We start from the raw sequence: 18,200 nt of genomic DNA, 5'->3' as shown, positions 1-18,200 counted from the left end.
ATGACCGTACGAGCCGCGTGGCTCACCGAGACCGGCCAGACCCGCGAGGACACCCGTCTCACCCTGTCCGGACTGCTGACCGTCAACGCCGGCGCGGCCGAGAACGTCCCGCTCAAGGCGCGCGGCGGCATCGTCCCCGGCGGCTTCGCGCTCACCGGCGCCGCCGGGGGCATGACGTGCACGATCGGCACGGGCCGCGCCTTCGTCCAGGGCGGCCGGATCAACCAGGGCGCCTACCCGGTAGCGGTGACCGAGCCGGAGACCCTGACCGTGACCGACGGCGACGCCCTCTACGACCGGATCGACCTCGTCGAACTGGTCGTCCAGGACGGCGTCTACGACGGCACCGCAGAGTCCGCGGCGAAGGTCCGCCTGGTCCAGGGCACCCCTGCGGCCACGCCGGTGGCGCCCAACACGCCCGACGGCAGCGCCCTGCCGCTCTACCGGATCCTGGTGCCCAAGGGGAGGTCGGCCGGCACCGGCGGCGTGGACTGGGCCTCCGCGGTCACCAGCCTGCGCTATCCGACGGTCGCCCTCGGCGGGATCGTCCCGGCGGGCGGCTTCAACGGCGCGTACGCGGGCCAGTACCGCGAGGAGTCCGGTGTGCTCCAGCGCTGGGACGGCGCCGCGTGGGCGCCGTACCCGAGGTCGGTCGGCGGGATCGCCCCGGCCTCTCCGCTGCTGGCCACCGGGAGTTACGTCGGCCAGTACCGGGAGGACGCCGCCGGGCTGCTCCAGCGTTGGAACGGCAGCGCCTGGGTGTACGCGGAGGGCCGGACGACCATCCTGTTCAGCGCCTCGCAGACCACCCAGCAGTCGGTGGCCTCCGGCGTCTGGGCGCAGATCACCCTGAACGTCGTCGACGTCGACGACGCGGCGGGCTGGTCCGGGTCGAACACGTACACGGTCCCGCGGGCGGGGTGGTGGCGGCTGGCCTGCGCGGTCAGCTGGTTCACGGAGTCCAGCGCCGGTTCGCGCGGCGCCCGTCTGCACCTCAACGGCGTCGGCGTCCCCCGGGCCACCTGGCAGATCGGCGCGGGTCCGGGCGCGACCAGTGTCGGCGGCACGGCCCTGCTGAAGCTGGCGGCCGGGGACAAGATCGCCCTCCACGGGCTGCAGAGCTCCAACGTCACCATGACCACCCTCGGCGGCTCCGGCTACTCCAGCAATCTCACCGCCGAGTGGCTCAGGTCCTGACGCCCCCTCGCCTTCCGTTCCCCTCCGCAGACCACAGGAGACCAGCAGATGAACCTGCGCAGCTCATGGGTGGCCGAGACCGGCCAGACCCGCGAGGACACCCGGCTGACCCAGATGGGCGCCACCACCCCGGCCAACCCGCTGGAGGTCCGCTCCGGCATCCTGCCCGGCTCCTACGACGGGCAGTACCGGCTCTCGGGCTTCTGGATGGAGGGCGGCGCCGGCCGGATGACCGCCACCGTCCACGAGGGCCGGGCCGTCATCCAGGCCGAGGGCAACCAGGGCGCCTACCCGGTCACCCTGCCCGAGCCGACGACGCTCACCTTCACCGACGGCCAGTCCAACCCCCGGATCGACGTCGTCGTCCTACGGATCTACGACAACCCCTACGACGCCTCCGGCTTCACCAAGGCCGCCCTCGAGATCATCCAGGGCGCCCCGGACGCCAACCCGCAGGTGCCCACGCTCCCGCCCATCGCGCTGCCGATCTACCAGGTCAGGGTCCGGGCCGGCGCCAGCGCCGGCAGCGGCGGCGTCAACTGGAACGACGACGTCACCGACCTGCGCACGCCCACCGTCGCGGTCGGCGGCATCCTGCCGGCGTACGGCGAGACCGGCAACGGCGCCTACCCCGGCCAGTACCGCGACTCCGGCGGCGCCCTGCAGCGCTGGGACGGCTCGGCCTGGGTCGGCTACCCCAGCGCCCTGGGCGGCATCGCCCCGGCCGGCGCGGTCGCCACGGCCAGCTACACCGGGCAGTACCGCGACAGCGGCACCGGGCTCCAGCGCTGGAACGGCACCGCCTGGGTGAACTACCAGCCGGTGCCCGCCTGGACCGACTACACGCCCGTGTGGGGCGCCGAGTCCGGCACCGCGCCCAGCATCGGCAACGGCACGCTGGCCGGGTCGTACGTGAAGACGGGCACGGTGGTGCACGTCCGGATCTATCTCAAGATCGGTTCGACGACCAACCTGTCCGCGCAGGCCTCCGGGGGCGCCTGGACCTTCTCCCTGCCGGTCGCCCCGACCTCCGTCGCCTGGAAGCTGGACGGCCGGGTGATGAGCGTGGAGGCCTTCGACTCCTCCACTCCCGTGCTCCTGTACCAGGGCAGCGGTCTGCTCGCGGCGACGGGCACCGGCGTCGTCCGCTCCCTGCGCGACACCCTCAAGACCAGCGCCACCGCCTGGGACAAGACGCTGCCGTTCACCTGGGCCACCGGGGACATCCTCTCGATCCACGGCACCTACGAGTCCGCCTCCTGACACCGACCCCGGACGGAAGGACCTCTCATGAACGCACGCTCCGCGTGGCTGTCCCCCGACGGCCAGACCCGCGAGGACACCCGGGTCACCCAGGTCGGCGCCGTCACCCCGGTGACCGACTCCAAGGGGCGTTCCGGCGTCCTGCCCGGCTCCGACAACGGGCTGTACCGGGTCACCGGCCTGTGGCTGGCCGGCACCGCCGGCGCCATGACCGCCACGGTGAGCGTGGGCCGGGCGGTGGTCCAGTCGACGCTCTCCCGGGGCGCCTACCCGGTCGCCGTCACCGAACCCTTCCCGCTGACCTTCACCGACGGCGACGCCCAGTACGGCCGCATCGACCTGGTCGTGCTGCGGATCTACGACGACGTCTACGACGGCCTGGGCCGCACCGAGGCCGCCGTCGAGATCGTGCGGGGCACGCCGGCCGCCGTACCGGTCGTCCCGGCGACGCCGGACGTCTCCCTGGTCCTGTTCACCGTCGCCGTCGGCGCGGGCGTCAGCGCCGGAAAGGCCGGCATCGACTGGGACACCGCCCGCGTCGACCTGCGCCCGACCACCGTCGCGATCGGCGGCATCCTGCCGACCCGCTCCGACGACACCGCCCCCGGCGGCTACCCCGGCCACTACCGGGACGTCAACAGCACCCTCCAGCGCTGGGACTCCGCCGCCTGGGTGGCGTACCCGAAGGGCGTCGGCGGGGTCGTCCCGGCCGGGGTGCTGACCACCGGCGGCTACGCGGGGCAGTACCGGGACTCCTCGCTCGGCCAGCTCCAGCGCTGGAACGGCAGCGCCTGGCTGCCGGCCGTGCCGGGGCCGGCCTTCGCCTCGTCGCTGGACGCCGGGTACACCGCCTCGGCGACCTACACGGCCACGCTGATCGACACGGCCCTGTCCGCGCTCACGCTCACCTTCACCGCCCCGCCGTCCGGCGCCGTGATCATCGGCCTGGGCGCCCGGATGTACACCTCGGGCAGCGAGGCCGCGCAGGCCCATATGTCCCCGCAGGTCACGCTGGGCGCCACGGTGATCTGGGCGGCTGACGACGAGCGCGCCGCGTCCTGCTCGGGGGCCGTGGGCAAGTCGGTGTCGACGCAGCTGCGCCTGGGCTCCCTCGTCGCCGGCTCGGTCTACACGGTCACCGCGATGCACCGGTCGTCGTACACCACCACCACGGCCGTCAACAGCTGGTTCGACACCCTCTTCCTGCGCGTCGACCCCATCGCCTGAACCTCAACCCCGCTTCTTCCCAGCCTTCTCAGCCCTCCCAGGCTTCCCAGCCTTCCCAGCCTTCCCAAGCCTTTCCAGGCAAAGGAGTCGACCCATGCCCGTACGCTCAGGATGGCTCTCCCCGGACGGCCAGTCCCGCGAGGACACCCGCCTCGTCTCGCTCGGCGCCCTCACCCCCACCTCGCCCGTCGCCACCCGCTCGGGCATCCTGCCGGGCTCCTCCGAGGGCCTCTACCGCATCTCCGGCTTCACCCTCACCGGCGCCACGGGCACCATGTCCGCCACGGTCAGCCCCGGCCGGGCCGTGGTGCAGAGCACCGACGCCCGGGGCGCCTACCCCCTCGCCCTGACCGAGTACCTGTCGCTGACGTTCGCCGACGGCGACGCCCAGTACGGCCGGATCGACCTGGTCGCGCTGCGGGTCTACGACGACGCCTACGACGGCTCGGGACGCACCGAGGCCGTCGTCGAGATCGTCCAGGGCGTCCCGGCCGCCACCCCGACCGTGCCCGCCACACCCGTCCAGTCCCTGCCGCTGTACGAGGTCGTCGTCCCCAAGGGCGCGAGCGCCGGCACCAACGCCATCGCCTGGAGCACGGCGCTCACCGGCCGCCGTACCGCCACGGTCGGCGTCGGCGGCATCCTCCCCGTCACCACCGACGCCACCATCGGCGCCTACCCGGGCCAGTACCGGGACGTCGCCGGGCAGCTCCAGCGCTGGAGCGGCACCGCCTGGACCGACTACCCGGTCCTGCCCACCTGGCAAAGCTGGAGCCCGACCTGGGCCACCAGCACCGGGGCCGCGACCCCCGCGTTCGGCAACGCGTCGGTCAGCTGCCGGTACGTCAAGTTCGGCACGACCGTGCACCTGGACTTCTCGTTCACCTTCGGCAGCACCACCAGCTTCGGCACCAGCCCCACCACCGACGACAACTGGCGCTTCTCGCTGCCGGTCGCGGCGGCCGCGGCCCGCCCGACGATCGGCTTCGCCGAAATGGCCGCCGGCACCGCCGCCAACCGAGCCACGGCCCGCGTCTACCTCTCCACCACCACGGCCTTCGAGTTGATCACCGCCTCGGGCCAGCCCACCGCCGTCGCCTTCGCCAAGTCCGGCGGAGTGGACGGCCTCACCCCGTGGACCTGGGCCAGCGGCCACACCATCACGGGCACCGCCACCTACGAGGCCGCCTCATGACGACCGCCGACACGCCGTACCGGGCGATCTTCTGCGATCTGCTCAGCGACCGGACCATCGACATCCTGCCGCTGCGCGACGTCACCGTCGACGACTACATCGGCAAGGCCGGCTCCCTCTCCGGCACCATCCCCGTGCCCGACCCGGCGATGGCCGCCCGGGTCCGCCGCATCGAGGAGGGCCGCACCTCGGTCTACCTCCAGCGCGGCAACGACCTGTGGTGGGGCGGCATCGTCTGGACCTCCACCCTGCAGAGCGACGACCGCGGCATCCTCACCCTCGGCATCCAGGCGGCCACCTTCGAGTCGTACGCGGGCCGCCGACGCATCCGCGCCGACCTCAACTTCCAGAACACCGAGCAGCTGAGCGTGGCGCGCAAGCTGTGGGAGCACCTCCAGACCGGCCATTTCGCCGACGAGAGCGGACCCACCGCGGCCGGCGGGGACATCAAGGTCACCTACGGCTACGAGACCCCCGCCCAGAGCCAGAACCGCTCGGTCGCGTACCGCGACGGCGACGAGACCGTCTACCTGGAGGCACTGGACGCGCTCGCCGCCCAGGAGAACGGCTTCGAGCACCACATCGGCGTCTACCGCGACCCGGTCACCGGCGAACGGGTGCGCCGACTGCGCCTGGGCAGCCCCACGATCAAGATCGGGACCACCGACCTGGTGATGGACCGGCCGGGCTCCGTCCTGTCGTACTCCTTCCCGCGCGACGCCACCCGCGGCGGCACCACCGCCCGGGCCCGGGGCGCCACGGACAACACCAACCAGGCCGTCGAGTCCCGGCCGCTGTACGCCGACGCCGACATCGCCGTGGGCGCCGCCCTGATCGCCGCCGGCTACCCGCGCATCGACCTGGCCTCGGACCACAACGACGTCGCCAGCACCACGATCCTGAAGTCCCTGGCCAACGCCGAACTCGCCGAGGGCGTCGGGGCGGTGGTGATCCCCGAGATCAGCGTCCGCCTCGACGACCTCGTGCCGCCCGCGCTGCTCGGCCGCACCGTACGGCTGCGGATCGCCGACGAGTGGTGGACCGAGGGCCTCGACGCCCGCTACCGGATCGTCGGCGTCAAGGTCAGCCCCGCGCAGCGCGGCCGTCCCGACACCGCCGAGCTCTATCTGGAGGAGGCCGCCTGATGCCCCAGCTCCCCGAAGACATCATCGACCGGCTGACCCAGATGGAACGCCGGATCCAGCAGCTGTCCACCGCCGTCAACAGCCGGCCCGCGCTCAACACGATCACCGGCGGCGAGGTGGAGATCAAGGACGGCACCCTGAAGGTCACCGACGGCGGCACGCTGCTGGTCCAGCGGCCCACCAGCACGGACCCGATGTTCCGGGTCGGCTCCTGGAAGAACGCCGAGTACGGCCTGGAGATCCACCGCCAGACCGGCAGTCTCGCCATGAGCCTGTTCAACGGCGACGGCACCGCGACCTCGCTCCAGCCGCTGCGGATCTACGACAACGGCCCCCGCGAGATCATCTCCGACGACGTCAACAACGGCGGCCTGGCCCGGCCCTGGCTGGCCATGCTGCCCCCGCAGGACGCGGTGCAGACCCGCTGGCCGCAGACCGCCCTGACGTCCTGGACGACGATCGCGATGTCGCTCAACCCGGTCTTCCAGCCGAAGATGCGGCTCCGGCTGCTGACGGGCGTCAGTTCCGGCGGGGCCGGTCAGGTCCGGGTGCTGGTCAACAGCGTCCAGTGGGGGCCCACGGTCACGGCGGGCGCCGAGTTCGACTACACCGACCTGCTCAGCAGCGACTTCAACACGGTCTTCACCCCCTCCACCGCCACGCTCCTCAAGGTCGAGATCCAGGCCATCGCCACGACCGGCACCGTCTACGCGACCCCGGTCCTCATGTACGGCCGCCAGACCTAGTCACCGCCAGGAAGGCATCCATGGACATCGACCCCACCCAGCCCTGGGGCCTCGCGATCGACTACGCGGGCCGGGCCACCCTGACGGAGGACGGCCACACGGTCCACGTCAACGTCTCCGACACCAGCCTCAGCTCCGTGATCGGCCCCGACTCGATCACCGGCGCCTACTCGCCCGTCAACGTCACCGCCCAGTTCACCGAGAACGGCGACGGCAACGCCGTCCTGCGCGGCAGCGGCCGCGTCACCGTCCTGCCCGTCGGCACGGACCCGGTCGTCCCCGACCGGACGGCCGTCCAGCGGGCGGTCGCCGCGGCGCTGGAGGACTTCCGGGCCAACGTGGCGCAGTACGCGACGCTGTGCGCCACGTGGCCGACAGAGGACGGGAGTTCGGGCGACGACGGGTCCACCACGGATCCCGACCCGGACACCGCCGTCTGACACACCACATCTCACCCCGAGCCCTCCCCGGCCGGGGTTTTCTTATGCCCTTCATGCCCGAAATGACCTGAAACTCCTCAGGGAGGCACCGCCCATGGCCCATCCCCTCTCCGCCGACGCCCTCGTCTCCGCTCTCCAGGCCGAGGGCGTCACCGTCGTCGAGCACGCCGGCTGGCGCACCCACAACCGGGCCGGACACGGCGCGTGGGGCCCGGTCAACGGCGTGATCATCCATCACACCGTCACCTCCGGCACCACGTCCTCCGTCGAGATGTGCTTCAACGGCTACGCGGCGCTCCCCGGCCCGCTCTGCCACGGCGTGATCGCCAAGGACGGCACGGTCCACCTCGTCGGCAACGGCCGCGCCAACCACGCCGGCAGCGGCGACGGCGACGTCCTCAGGGCGGTCGTCGCCGAGACCGCCCTGCCCGCGCCCAACGAGAACGACACCGACGGCAACGTCCACTTCTACGGCTTCGAGTGCGTCAACCTCGGCGACGGCAAGGACCCCTGGCCCGACGTCCAGCTGGAGGCCATGGTCCGGACCTCCGCCGCGCTGTGCCGGGCGCACGGCTGGTCCGCGCACTCCGTGATCGGCCACAAGGAGTGGACCAACACCAAGATCGACCCGCGCGGCTTCACGATGGCCGACTTCCGGACCCGGGTCGCCACCCGGCTGGGCAAGACCACCACACCCAACTCCGGCTCCGGCTCCGGCTCCGGCTCGACGAAGCCCACGTACCAGCCCTTCCCCGGCGCCGACTGGTTCAAGAAGAAGCCGAGGTCGGCGATCGTCACCGCACTGGGCAGGCGCCTGGTCGCCGTCGGCTGCTCGGCGTACACCTCGGGCCCGGGCCCCCAGTGGACCGAGGCCGACCGCCTCTCCTACGCCAAGTGGCAGCGCAAGCTCGGCTACACCGGCACGGCGGCCGACGGCTGGCCCGGCGCGAAGTCCTGGGCGGCGCTGAAGATCCCGTACAGCTCCTGACCGGTCCGGACCGCTCCGGACCGCTCCGGACCAGCTCCGGACCAGCTCTGAGAAACGAGGCTCACGATGTCAGAGGCCGCCAAGCGGACCCTCCGCACCGTTCTGCAAACCGCTGTCGGCCTGTGCGTCCTGCTGCCGACGGTCGTCGACGCCGCCGGCCTCCCGGACACCCTGCCCTGGGTGGCCGGCGCGCTGGCCGTCGCCGCCGGCGTCACCAGGATCATGGCCCTGCCCGCCGTGCAGGCGCTGCTGCCCGGGTGGCTGCGGACGGACACTCCGCCCAACGGCGACACCGCCCTGCTGTCCCTCGCCGGTCAGGACACCGAGCGGAGGGATGCGTGAACGAACCCCACCCGCTGTCCGATCCGACGTCCGTCGCCGTGGAGCTGGAGCGGCTGCGCGGCACCGTAGAGGCCGGGTTCGCCCGGGTCGACGGCCAGCTCGCGCTGCTGGTGCAGCGCAGCGACCAGACCGACAAGCAGCTCGCCGACCACGAACAGCGGCTGGACGCCCTGGAACGCTCCCGCTGGCCGCTCGCCAGCATCGGCGCGCTGGCCGCCATCGCCACCGTGGCCGTGACGGTCTGGGAGCTGACGGGACGCTAGGCGCACACAGGAACGCCGAAGGGCGGTCACCCCGTGAAAACGGGGTGACCGCCCTTTTCGGTCGTTTGCTACTGGCGCTTACTGGTTGTACGGACCGTAGTCGTAGTCCTCCAGCGGAACGGCCTGGCCGGAGCCCGTGCCGAACGGCGAGTAGTCGATGTCGTCGTAACCGACGGCCGAGTACATCGCGGCCTTCGCCTCCTCGGTCGGCTCGACCCGGATGTTGCGGTAACGGGACAGACCCGTACCGGCCGGGATGAGCTTACCGATGATGACGTTCTCCTTGAGGCCGATCAGGGAGTCGGACTTGGCGTTGATCGCCGCGTCCGTCAGCACCCTGGTCGTCTCCTGGAAGGACGCCGCCGACAGCCAGGACTCCGTGGCCAGCGAGGCCTTGGTGATACCCATGAGCTGCGGACGACCGGAGGCCGGGTGACCGCCCTCCTGGACCACACGACGGTTCTCGACCTCGAACTTCGAGCGCTCGACGAGCTCGCCGGGCAGCAGCTCGGCGTCGCCGGACTCGATGATCGTCACCCGGCGCAGCATCTGCCGGATGATGATCTCGATGTGCTTGTCGTGGATCGACACGCCCTGCGAGTTGTAGACCTTCTGGACCTCGCCGACCAGGTGGACCTGGACGGCACGCTGACCCAGGATGCGCAGCACGTCGTGCGGGTTGGTGGCGCCCACGGTGAGCTTCTGGCCCACCTCGACGTGCTCGCCCTCGCTCACCAGGAGTCGGGCGCGCTTGGAGATCGGGAACGCCGTCTCGTCGCTGCCGTCGTCCGGGGTGATGACGAGCTTCTTGGTCTTCTCGGTCTCCTCGATCCGCACGCGGCCCTGGGCCTCGGAGATCGGGGCGACACCCTTGGGCGTACGAGCCTCGAAGAGCTCGACGACACGGGGCAGACCCTGGGTGATGTCGTCACCGGCCACACCACCGGTGTGGAAGGTACGCATCGTCAGCTGGGTGCCGGGCTCACCGATGGACTGGGCGGCGATGATGCCGACCGCCTCACCGATGTCGACCAGCTTGCCGGTGGCCAGCGAACGGCCGTAGCACATGGCGCAGGTGCCGACGGCGGACTCGCAGGTCAGGACCGAGCGGGTCTTGACCTCCTCGACGCCGGCGCCGACGAGCACGTCGATGAGCACGTCACCGAGGTCGACGCCCGCCGGGGCGAGCACCTTGCCGTCGACGACGATGTCCTCGGCGAGGCAGCGCGCGTACACGCTGGTCTCGGCGTTTCCGGCCTTGCGCAGCACGCCGTCCTCGCCGCGCTCGGCGATCGCCAGCTTGAGACCGCGCTCGGTGCCGCAGTCCTCCTCGCGGATGATGACGTCCTGCGAGACGTCCACCAGACGACGGGTGAGGTAACCCGAGTCGGCGGTACGCAGGGCGGTGTCCGCCAGACCCTTACGGGCGCCGTGCGTGGAGATGAAGTACTCCAGCACGGAGAGGCCCTCACGGAACGAGGCCTTGATCGGACGCGGGATGGTCTCGTTCTTCGCGTTCGACACCAGACCACGCATACCGGCGATCTGCCGCATCTGCATCATGTTTCCTCGGGCGCCCGAGTCAACCATCATGAAGATGGGGTTCGTCTTGGGGAAGTTCGCGTTCATCGCCTCGGCGACCTCGTTGGTCGCCTTGGTCCAGATCGCGATGAGCTCCTGCGTGCGCTCTTCCTTGGTGATCAGACCGCGCTCGTACTGCTTCTGGACCTTCTCGTCCAGCGCCTCGTAGCCCGCGACGATCGCCTTCTTCGCCTCGGGGACGACGACGTCGGAGATGGCCACGGTGACACCGGAGCGGGTGCCCCAGTAGAAGCCGGCCGCCTTCAGGTTGTCGAGCGTCGCCGCCACGATGACCTTGGGGTAGCGCTCCGCCAGGTCGTTGACGATCTCGCCGAGCTGCTTCTTGCCCACCGAGTAGTCGACGAACGGGTAGTCCTCGGGCAGCAGCTCGTTGAAGAGCGCGCGGCCCAGGGTCGTCCGCAGGCGGAAGGTGTCACCCTGCTGCCACTCCGGCTCGCCCTCTTCGCGGGCCGGCGGGGTCCAGCCGCGCGGCGGGATGGTGCCCACCGGGAAGCGGATGTCGATCGGCGACTGCAGCGCGAGCTCACCGGCGTCGAACGCCATGATCGCCTCGGCCGAGGAGCCGAACGCACGGCCCTCGCCCTTGGTGTCGCGCAGCTCGCCGTCGGTGGTGAGGAAGAACAGACCGAGGACCATGTCCTGGGTCGGCATCGTCACCGGACGGCCGTCGGCGGGCTTGAGGATGTTGTTCGAGGACAGCATCAGGATGCGGGCCTCGGCCTGCGCCTCCGCGGAGAGCGGCAGGTGGACGGCCATCTGGTCACCGTCGAAGTCCGCGTTGAACGCGGTGCAGACGAGCGGGTGGATCTGGATGGCCTTGCCCTCGACCAGCTGCGGCTCGAAGGCCTGGATGCCGAGGCGGTGCAGGGTGGGCGCACGGTTCAGCAGCACCGGGTGCTCGGCGATGACCTCTTCGAGGACGTCGTAGACCACCGTGCGGCCGCGCTCGACCATGCGCTTGGCGCTCTTGATGTTCTGCGCGTGGTTCAGGTCGACCAGGCGCTTCATCACGAACGGCTTGAAGAGCTCCAGCGCCATCGCCTTCGGCAGACCGCACTGGTGCAGCTTCAGCTGCGGACCGACGACGATCACGGAACGCGCGGAGTAGTCCACACGCTTGCCGAGCAGGTTCTGACGGAATCGACCCTGCTTGCCCTTGAGCATGTCGGACAGCGACTTCAGCGGACGGTTGCCGGGGCCCGTGACCGGGCGACCACGACGGCCGTTGTCGAAGAGCGCGTCGACCGCCTCCTGGAGCATGCGCTTCTCGTTGTTCACGATGATCTCGGGCGCACCGAGGTCGAGAAGGCGCTTCAGGCGGTTGTTGCGGTTGATCACGCGGCGGTACAGGTCGTTCAGGTCGGAGGTCGCGAAGCGGCCACCGTCCAGCTGCACCATCGGGCGAAGGTCCGGCGGGATGACCGGCACGCAGTCCAGCACCATGCCCTTGGGGCTGTTGCTGGTCTGCAGGAACGCGGAGACGACCTTCAGGCGCTTGAGCGCACGGGTCTTCTTCTGGCCCTTGCCGGTGCGGATGATCTCGCGGAGCTTCTCGGCCTCCTCGTCGAGGTCGAAGGACTCCAGGCGCTTCTGCAGCGCCGCGGCGCCCATCGAACCGTCGAAGTACGTGCCGAAGCGGTCACGCAGCTCGCGGTAGAGGAGCTCGTCGCCCTCCAGGTCCTGGACCTTGAGGTTCTTGAAGCGGGTCCAGACCTCGTCGAGCCGGTCGATCTCGCGCTGCGCACGGTCGCGCAGCTGCTTCATCTCGCGCTCGGCGCCTTCGCGCACCTTGCGGCGCACATCGGCCTTGGCGCCCTCGGCCTCGAGCTCGGCCAGGTCGGTCTCGAGCTTCTTGGCGCGGGCCTCGAGGTCGGCGTCGCGGCGGTTCTCGACCTGCTGACGCTCGACGGAGACGTGAGCCTCCAGCGAGGGCAGGTCACGGGTGCGGCGCTCGTCGTCGACGAACGTGATCATGTACGCCGCGAAGTAGATGACCTTCTCGAGGTCCTTCGGGGCGAGGTCGAGCAGGTATCCGAGGCGCGACGGGACGCCCTTGAAGTACCAGATGTGGGTGACGGGGGCGGCGAGCTCGATGTGGCCCATCCGCTCACGGCGCACCTTGGCACGCGTGACCTCGACGCCACAGCGCTCACAGATGATGCCCTTGAAGCGGACACGCTTGTACTTGCCGCAGTAGCACTCCCAGTCCCGGGTCGGACCGAAGATCTTCTCGCAGAAGAGTCCGTCCTTCTCGGGCTTGAGCGTGCGGTAGTTGATCGTCTCGGGCTTCTTGACCTCGCCGTGGCTCCACTGACGGATGTCGTCAGCGGTAGCCAGACCGATCCGGAGCTCGTCGAAGAAGTTGACGTCGAGCACTATGCGTCAATCCCTCTCAGGGTTGTAAGTCTTGGGGTCTGATACGGGGGTCCCGGGGCCGGCGGGCCTTCGTTCGCCGTTCCAAAGGCGTTCAAAGGCCCGCCGAACTCCCGTCAGACCTCTTCGACGCTGCTCGGCTCGCGCCGGGACAGGTCGATGCCGAGCTCCTCCGCCGCGCGGAAGACGTCCTCGTCGGTGTCACGCATCTCGATGGACATACCGTCACTCGACAGCACCTCCACGTTCAGGCAGAGAGACTGCATCTCCTTGATGAGCACCTTGAAGGACTCGGGGATGCCGGGCTCGGGGATGTTCTCGCCCTTGACGATGGCCTCGTAGACCTTCACGCGGCCGGTGACGTCGTCGGACTTGATGGTCAGCAGCTCCTGGAGGGCGTACGCGGCGCCGTATGCCTCCAGCGCCCACACCTCCATCTCGCCGAATCGCTGACCGCCGAACTGCGCCTTACCACCCAGCGGCTGCTGGGTGATCATCGAGTACGGACCGGTCGAACGGGCGTGCAGCTTGTCGTCGACCAGGTGGTGCAGCTTCAGGATGTACATGTAGCCGACCGAGATCGGGTCCGGGAACGGCTCACCGCTACGGCCGTCGAACATCCGCGCCTTGCCGGTCGGGAGCACCATGCGCTCGCCGTCGCGGTTCGGGATGGTGTGCTGCAGCAGACCGGCCAGCTCGTCCTCGCGGGCGCCGTCGAAGACCGGGGTGGCGACGTTGGTGCCGGGGGCGACCTGGTCGGCGCCGATCACCTGGAGCCGCTTGGCCCAGTCGTCGGCGAGACCGGAGACGTCCCAGCCGCGGCTGGCGAGCCAGCCGAGGTGGATCTCCAGCACCTGTCCCGGGTTCATTCGGGACGGCACACCGAGCGGGTTGAGGATGATGTCGACCGGGGTCCCGTCCTCGAGGAACGGCATGTCCTCGATGGGCAGGATCTTGGAGATGACACCCTTGTTGCCGTGGCGGCCGGCGAGCTTGTCACCGTCCGTGATCTTGCGCTTCTGCGCCACGTAGACCCGAACCAGCTGGTTCACGCCCGGCGGCAGCTCGTCGCCCTCCTCACGGTCGAAGACGCGGACGCCGATGACCTTGCCGATCTCGCCGTGCGGCACCTTCAGCGAGGTGTCACGGACCTCACGGGCCTTCTCACCGAAGATCGCGCGCAGCAGGCGCTCCTCCGGGGTCAGCTCGGTCTCGCCCTTGGGCGTGACCTTGCCGACGAGGATGTCGCCGGCGACGACCTCGGCGCCGATGCGGATGATGCCGCGCTCGTCGAGGTCGGCGAGGACCTCCTCGGAGACGTTCGGGATGTCCCGGGTGATCTCCTCGGGGCCGAGCTTGGTGTCACGGGCGTCGACCTCGTGCTCCTCGATGTGGATCGAGGAGAGGACGTCGTCCTGCACGAGGCGCTGCGACAGGATGATCGCGTCCTCGTAGTTGTGACCCTCCCACGGCATGAACGCCACGAGCAGGTTCTTGCCCAGCGCCATCTCGCCGTTCTCGGTGGCCGGACCGTCGGCCAGGACCTGGCCCTCGATGATCCGGTCGCCCTCGTTGACGATGACCTTCTGGTTGACCGAGGTGCCCTGGTTGGAGCGGGCGAACTTGGCCAGGCGGTACGTGATGTACGTGCCGTCGTCGTTGGCGGTGGTGATGTAGTCCGCGGAGACCTCCTGGACGACACCCGCCTTCTCGGCCTTGACCACGTCGCCGGCGTCGACGGCGGAGCGGTACTCCATGCCGGTGCCGACGAGCGGGGACTCGCTCTTGATGAGCGGCACGGCCTGACGCATCATGTTCGCGCCCATGAGGGCACGGTTGGCGTCGTCGTGCTCGAGGAACGGGATCATGGCGGTCGCGACCGACACCATCTGGCGCGGCGAGACGTCCATGTAGTCCACGTCGTCACCGGGGACGTAGTCGACCTCGCCGCCACGACGGCGGACCAGGACGCGGGACTCGGTGAACTGCATGTCGTCGTTGAGCAGGGCGTTGGCCTGCGCGATGACGTAGCGGTCCTCCTCGTCGGCCGTCAGGTAGTCGACCTCGTCGGTGACGACGTCGCCGACGACCTTGCGGTACGGCGTCTCCACGAAGCCGAACGCGTTGACGCGGCCGTAGGAGGCGAGCGAGCCGATCAGACCGATGTTCGGGCCTTCGGGCGTCTCGATCGGGCACATGCGGCCGTAGTGCGAGGGGTGCACGTCACGGACCTCGAAGCCGGCCCGCTCACGGGAGAGACCACCCGGACCAAGAGCCGACAGACGGCGCTTGTGGGTGAGACCCGACAGCGGGTTGTTCTGGTCCATGAACTGCGACAGCTGGCTGGTGCCGAAGAACTCCTTGATGGAGGCGACGACCGGCCGGATGTTGATCAGGGTCTGCGGCGTGATCGCCTCGACGTCCTGGGTCGTCATCCGCTCGCGGACGACTCGCTCCATACGCGCCAGACCCGTGCGGACCTGGTTCTGGATGAGCTCGCCGACGCTGCGCAGACGACGGTTGCCGAAGTGGTCGATGTCGTCGGTCTCGACGACGATCGACGTGCCGTTGTCCGAGGTCGTCTCGGTCTCGCCGGCGTGCAGCTTGACCAGGTACTTGATCGTCGAGATGACGTCCTCGACGGTCAGCACGCCCGCGTTCAGCGGAGCGTCGCCGCCCAGCTTCTTGTTGACCTTGTAACGGCCGACCTTGGCGAGGTCGTAGCGCTTCGGGTTGAAGTAGAGGTTCTCCAGAAGCGTCTGCGCGGCCTCACGGGTCGGCGGCTCGCCCGGACGCAGCTTGCGGTAGATGTCGAGCAGCGCGTCGTCCTGGCCCTGGGTGTGGTCCTTCTCCAGGGTGGCGCGCATGGACTCGTACTCGCCGAACTCCTCCAGGATCTGCTCGGTGGTCCAGCCGAGGGCCTTGAGGAGGACGGTGACGGACTGCTTGCGCTTGCGGTCGATGCGGACGCCGACCATGTCGCGCTTGTCGATCTCCAGCTCCAGCCAGGCGCCCCGGGACGGGATCACCTTGGCGGAGAAGATGTCCTTGTCGGACGTCTTGTCGATCGAGGAGTCGAAGTAGACGCCCGGCGAACGGACCAGCTGCGACACCACGACACGCTCGGTGCCGTTGATGACGAAGGTGCCCTTGTTGGTCATGAGCGGGAAGTCGCCCATGAAGACCGTCTGGGACTTGATCTCGCCGGTCTCGTTGTTGGTGAACTCGGCCGTCACGAAGAGCGGGGCCGCGAACGTGAAGTCGCGGTCCTTGCACTCGTCGATGCTGTTCTTCGGCGGCTCGAAACGGTGGTCGCGGAAGGTCAGCGACATCGACCCGGAGAAGTCCTCGATCGGAGAGATCTCCTCGAAGATCTCCTCCAGACCGGACTTCGTGGGGACGTCCTGACCGGACTCCAGGGCCGCCTCGACGCGAGCCTTCCACGCGTCGTTGCCGAGCAGCCAGTCAAAGCTCTCGGTTTGCAGCGCGAGAAGGTTCGGAACCTCGAGGGGCTCCTTGATCTTTGCAAAGGAGATGCGCAGCGGGGCGGTGCTGGCGGCGTTGTTCGTATTCGCGATCGAGGCGTTGCGCGAGGCGGCCAAGAGGGGGTCCTTCCGAGGGCTCGGACTCACTACGCGCGTACCGGCCCCTCAGTCCTGTGCACAGAGACAGTCCTCCCGGATCCTGGTCAAAGGGCCAGGTCAGGGATTTCTGGTCGTCCGGGCTCAAGTGAGGGCATGCCCCTGGTGACGGGCAGGGGACAGCTAACAGGCAGCGCAAAGGGTCAGTGTAGCCACTTGGCACACTGATGTCCAGTGCGGGTTTCTCGAGACCCTCGTAGTTCTCAACGCCCTCGGTCTGCTAGCCCTCAACGCACGGTGATACTGCCCTCTTCGTCGTCGATCCATGCCTCGGAACTCGGATCGTTGTGACGACGCGTCCTGAGAATTGCGCGCTGCGTGCGGTTCGTCAAGGCCCCCCTTGCCCGAACCGGGGCTCTCGGAGACACAACGAAGATCACCATACCCCTCGTCAAAGCAGGTGCAAGGCAACCGTGGCCGGACCCCCGGGAACGCCGAAGAGCGACCACCCAGATGGATGATCGCTCTTCGGTGCGTCAGCGTTACAGCCCCGAAGGGACAGTTTCAGCCGTCACATACGGTCGACTGCTCGACCGCGAAGTGTTACTTGACCTCGACGGAGGCGCCGGCGGCCTTGAGGGCCTCGGCGGCCTTCTCAGCGGCCTCCTTGGCGACCTTCTCGACGACGGGCTTCGGAGCGCCGTCCACGAGGTCCTTGGCCTCCTTCAGGCCCAGGGAGGTCAGCTCACGCACGACCTTGATGACCTGGATCTTCTTCTCGCCGGCACCCGTGAGGATGACGTCGAACTCGTCCTGCTCCTCGACGGCCTCGGCGGCGGCGGCCGGACCGGCCGGACCCGCAACGGCGACCGCGGCGGCGGCGGTGACGTCGAACTTCTCCTCGAAGGCCTTCACGAACTCGGAGAGCTCGATGAGGGTGAGGGACTCGAACTGCTCGAGCAGCTCTTCCTGGGACAGCTTCGTCGCCATGTGGGCGATCCTTCCACTAATTCGGCTGGTGCCGGTATGTACATGTGTGGCGGGCGTACGTTCGGCCCGCTAACGACCGCTGCCGAGGGCCGGAGCCTTCAGGCGGCGATCATTTCGGGAGCCGAGTTACTCGGCACCGCCCTGCTCGGCGAGCTTGACCCGAAGCGCCTCCGCAGTGCGGACGAACTTCGACGGGAGCGCCTGGAAGAGCGAGGCAGCCTGGGACTGCTTGCCCTTGAACGCACCGGCCAGCTTGCTGAGCAGAACCTCGCGGGACTCGAGGTCCGCAAGCTTCTTGATCTCGTCGGCGGACAGCGCCTTGCCGTCAAGGACACCGCCCTTGATGACGAGGTTCGGGTTGTCCTTGGCGAAGTCACGAAGACCCTTCGCCGACGTCACCGGGTCACCGGTGATGAAGGCGACCGCCGTCGGACCGTTGAACAGGTCGTCGAGCGTCGAGATCCCGGCCTCGTTGGCCGCAATCTTGGTCAGCGTGTTCTTCACCACGGCGTACTGGGCGTCTTCACCGAGCGAACGGCGCAGCGTCTTGAGCTGCGCCACGGTGAGACCCCGGTACTCGGTCAGCACAGCGGCGTTCGAGCTGCGGAACTGCTCCGCGAGCTCGGCTACCGCGGCAGCCTTGTCGGGCCTTGCCATGAGCGTCGGCCTCCTTCCGGGTGATGACGACCGCTCGGAAGGGGCTGCGACAGACGAAACGCCCCGGCACAGGTGCACGGGGCGTAGCTCGACCGAACGAATTCCGTGGGCGGATTCCATCCGGGAGCAATTCCACAGTCACCTGCGCGGGTCGTCCGTATGACAACGGATCCTTCGGTCACCGAACCCTC

General features: G+C 69.3%; 14 protein-coding genes. 10 read left to right on the top strand and 4 right to left on the bottom strand.

The window, feature by feature from the left end:
- The 10 genes from OG562_RS25830 to OG562_RS25785 all read left to right on the top strand — a co-directional run bounded on the left by OG562_RS25830 (window position 1) and on the right by OG562_RS25785 (window position 8,806).
- Window positions 1-1,197, top strand: a complete 1,197-nt coding sequence (locus tag OG562_RS25830; protein WP_266401719.1) for a hypothetical protein — start codon at window positions 1-3, stop codon at window positions 1,195-1,197.
- Window positions 1,198-1,245: 48 nt separating this feature from the next.
- Complete coding sequence (locus OG562_RS25825; RefSeq protein ID WP_266401717.1) at window positions 1,246-2,460, top strand: hypothetical protein; 1,215 nt, start codon at window positions 1,246-1,248, stop codon at window positions 2,458-2,460.
- Window positions 2,461-2,487: 27 nt separating this feature from the next.
- On the top strand, window positions 2,488-3,687 hold the full coding sequence (locus OG562_RS25820) for a hypothetical protein (protein ID WP_266401715.1): 1,200 nt from the start codon (window positions 2,488-2,490) through the stop codon (window positions 3,685-3,687).
- Between the two features lie 94 nt (window positions 3,688-3,781).
- Window positions 3,782-4,882: a hypothetical protein gene (locus OG562_RS25815; RefSeq protein WP_266401712.1), complete on the top strand. Its 1,101-nt coding sequence runs from the start codon at window positions 3,782-3,784 to the stop codon at window positions 4,880-4,882.
- On the top strand, window positions 4,879-6,027 hold the full coding sequence (locus OG562_RS25810; protein ID WP_266401709.1) for a hypothetical protein: 1,149 nt from the start codon (window positions 4,879-4,881) through the stop codon (window positions 6,025-6,027). The genes OG562_RS25815 and OG562_RS25810 overlap by 4 nt, the downstream gene beginning before the upstream one ends.
- A complete protein-coding gene (locus tag OG562_RS25805) occupies window positions 6,027-6,773 on the top strand; it encodes a hypothetical protein (RefSeq protein WP_266401706.1) in 747 nt (248 codons plus the stop codon). The genes OG562_RS25810 and OG562_RS25805 overlap by 1 nt, the downstream gene beginning before the upstream one ends.
- A gap of 20 nt (window positions 6,774-6,793) precedes the next feature.
- Complete coding sequence (locus OG562_RS25800) at window positions 6,794-7,213, top strand: ATP-binding protein (protein WP_266401704.1); 420 nt, start codon at window positions 6,794-6,796, stop codon at window positions 7,211-7,213.
- 94 nt (window positions 7,214-7,307) lie between these two features.
- Complete coding sequence (locus OG562_RS25795) at window positions 7,308-8,201, top strand: peptidoglycan-binding protein (RefSeq protein WP_266401701.1); 894 nt, start codon at window positions 7,308-7,310, stop codon at window positions 8,199-8,201.
- A 66-nt stretch (window positions 8,202-8,267) separates the two neighbouring features.
- Window positions 8,268-8,543, top strand: coding sequence for a hypothetical protein (locus tag OG562_RS25790; RefSeq protein WP_266401698.1), 276 nt, complete (start codon window positions 8,268-8,270; stop codon window positions 8,541-8,543).
- A complete protein-coding gene (locus tag OG562_RS25785; RefSeq protein ID WP_266401695.1) occupies window positions 8,540-8,806 on the top strand; it encodes a hypothetical protein in 267 nt (88 codons plus the stop codon). Before OG562_RS25790 ends, OG562_RS25785 begins: the two co-directional genes overlap by 4 nt.
- Window positions 8,807-8,884: 78 nt before the next feature.
- Here OG562_RS25785 and OG562_RS25780 read toward each other — a convergent pair whose 3' ends face one another.
- The 4 genes from OG562_RS25780 to rplJ form a co-directional block, all read right to left on the bottom strand.
- Window positions 8,885-12,784, bottom strand: coding sequence for a DNA-directed RNA polymerase subunit beta' (locus OG562_RS25780; protein ID WP_266401692.1), 3,900 nt, complete (start codon window positions 12,782-12,784; stop codon window positions 8,885-8,887).
- Window positions 12,785-12,897: 113 nt separating this feature from the next.
- Window positions 12,898-16,383 carry a DNA-directed RNA polymerase subunit beta gene (rpoB, locus tag OG562_RS25775; protein ID WP_266401691.1) on the bottom strand — a complete coding sequence of 1,162 codons (3,486 nt, stop codon included), beginning with the start codon at window positions 16,381-16,383 and terminating at the stop codon, window positions 12,898-12,900.
- A gap of 582 nt (window positions 16,384-16,965) precedes the next feature.
- Complete coding sequence (rplL, locus tag OG562_RS25770) at window positions 16,966-17,352, bottom strand: 50S ribosomal protein L7/L12 (protein WP_266401689.1); 387 nt, start codon at window positions 17,350-17,352, stop codon at window positions 16,966-16,968.
- A gap of 126 nt (window positions 17,353-17,478) precedes the next feature.
- Window positions 17,479-18,009 carry a 50S ribosomal protein L10 gene (gene rplJ / locus OG562_RS25765; protein ID WP_266401687.1) on the bottom strand — a complete coding sequence of 177 codons (531 nt, stop codon included), beginning with the start codon at window positions 18,007-18,009 and terminating at the stop codon, window positions 17,479-17,481.
- Window positions 18,010-18,200: the final 191 nt, after the last annotated feature.

Origin of the sequence: Streptomyces sp. NBC_01275, assembly GCF_026340655.1 — a bacterium.
GTDB lineage: Bacteria > Actinomycetota > Actinomycetes > Streptomycetales > Streptomycetaceae > Streptomyces.
This window is presented reverse-complemented; position numbering and strand designations above follow the sequence as displayed.

Coding starts and splice junctions, on each gene's coding strand:
- OG562_RS25830 (WP_266401719.1), top strand. CDS start 1: ATGACCGTACGAGCCGCGTGGCTCACCGAGACCGGCCAGACCCGCGAG.
- OG562_RS25810 (WP_266401709.1), top strand. CDS start 4,879: ATGACGACCGCCGACACGCCGTACCGGGCGATCTTCTGCGATCTGCTC.
- OG562_RS25805 (WP_266401706.1), top strand. CDS start 6,027: ATGCCCCAGCTCCCCGAAGACATCATCGACCGGCTGACCCAGATGGAA.
- OG562_RS25825 (WP_266401717.1), top strand. CDS start 1,246: ATGAACCTGCGCAGCTCATGGGTGGCCGAGACCGGCCAGACCCGCGAG.
- rplL (WP_266401689.1), bottom strand. CDS start 17,352: ATGGCGACGAAGCTGTCCCAGGAAGAGCTGCTCGAGCAGTTCGAGTCC.
- rplJ (WP_266401687.1), bottom strand. CDS start 18,009: ATGGCAAGGCCCGACAAGGCTGCCGCGGTAGCCGAGCTCGCGGAGCAG.
- OG562_RS25815 (WP_266401712.1), top strand. CDS start 3,782: ATGCCCGTACGCTCAGGATGGCTCTCCCCGGACGGCCAGTCCCGCGAG.
- OG562_RS25820 (WP_266401715.1), top strand. CDS start 2,488: ATGAACGCACGCTCCGCGTGGCTGTCCCCCGACGGCCAGACCCGCGAG.
- OG562_RS25795 (WP_266401701.1), top strand. CDS start 7,308: ATGGCCCATCCCCTCTCCGCCGACGCCCTCGTCTCCGCTCTCCAGGCC.
- OG562_RS25800 (WP_266401704.1), top strand. CDS start 6,794: ATGGACATCGACCCCACCCAGCCCTGGGGCCTCGCGATCGACTACGCG.
- OG562_RS25790 (WP_266401698.1), top strand. CDS start 8,268: ATGTCAGAGGCCGCCAAGCGGACCCTCCGCACCGTTCTGCAAACCGCT.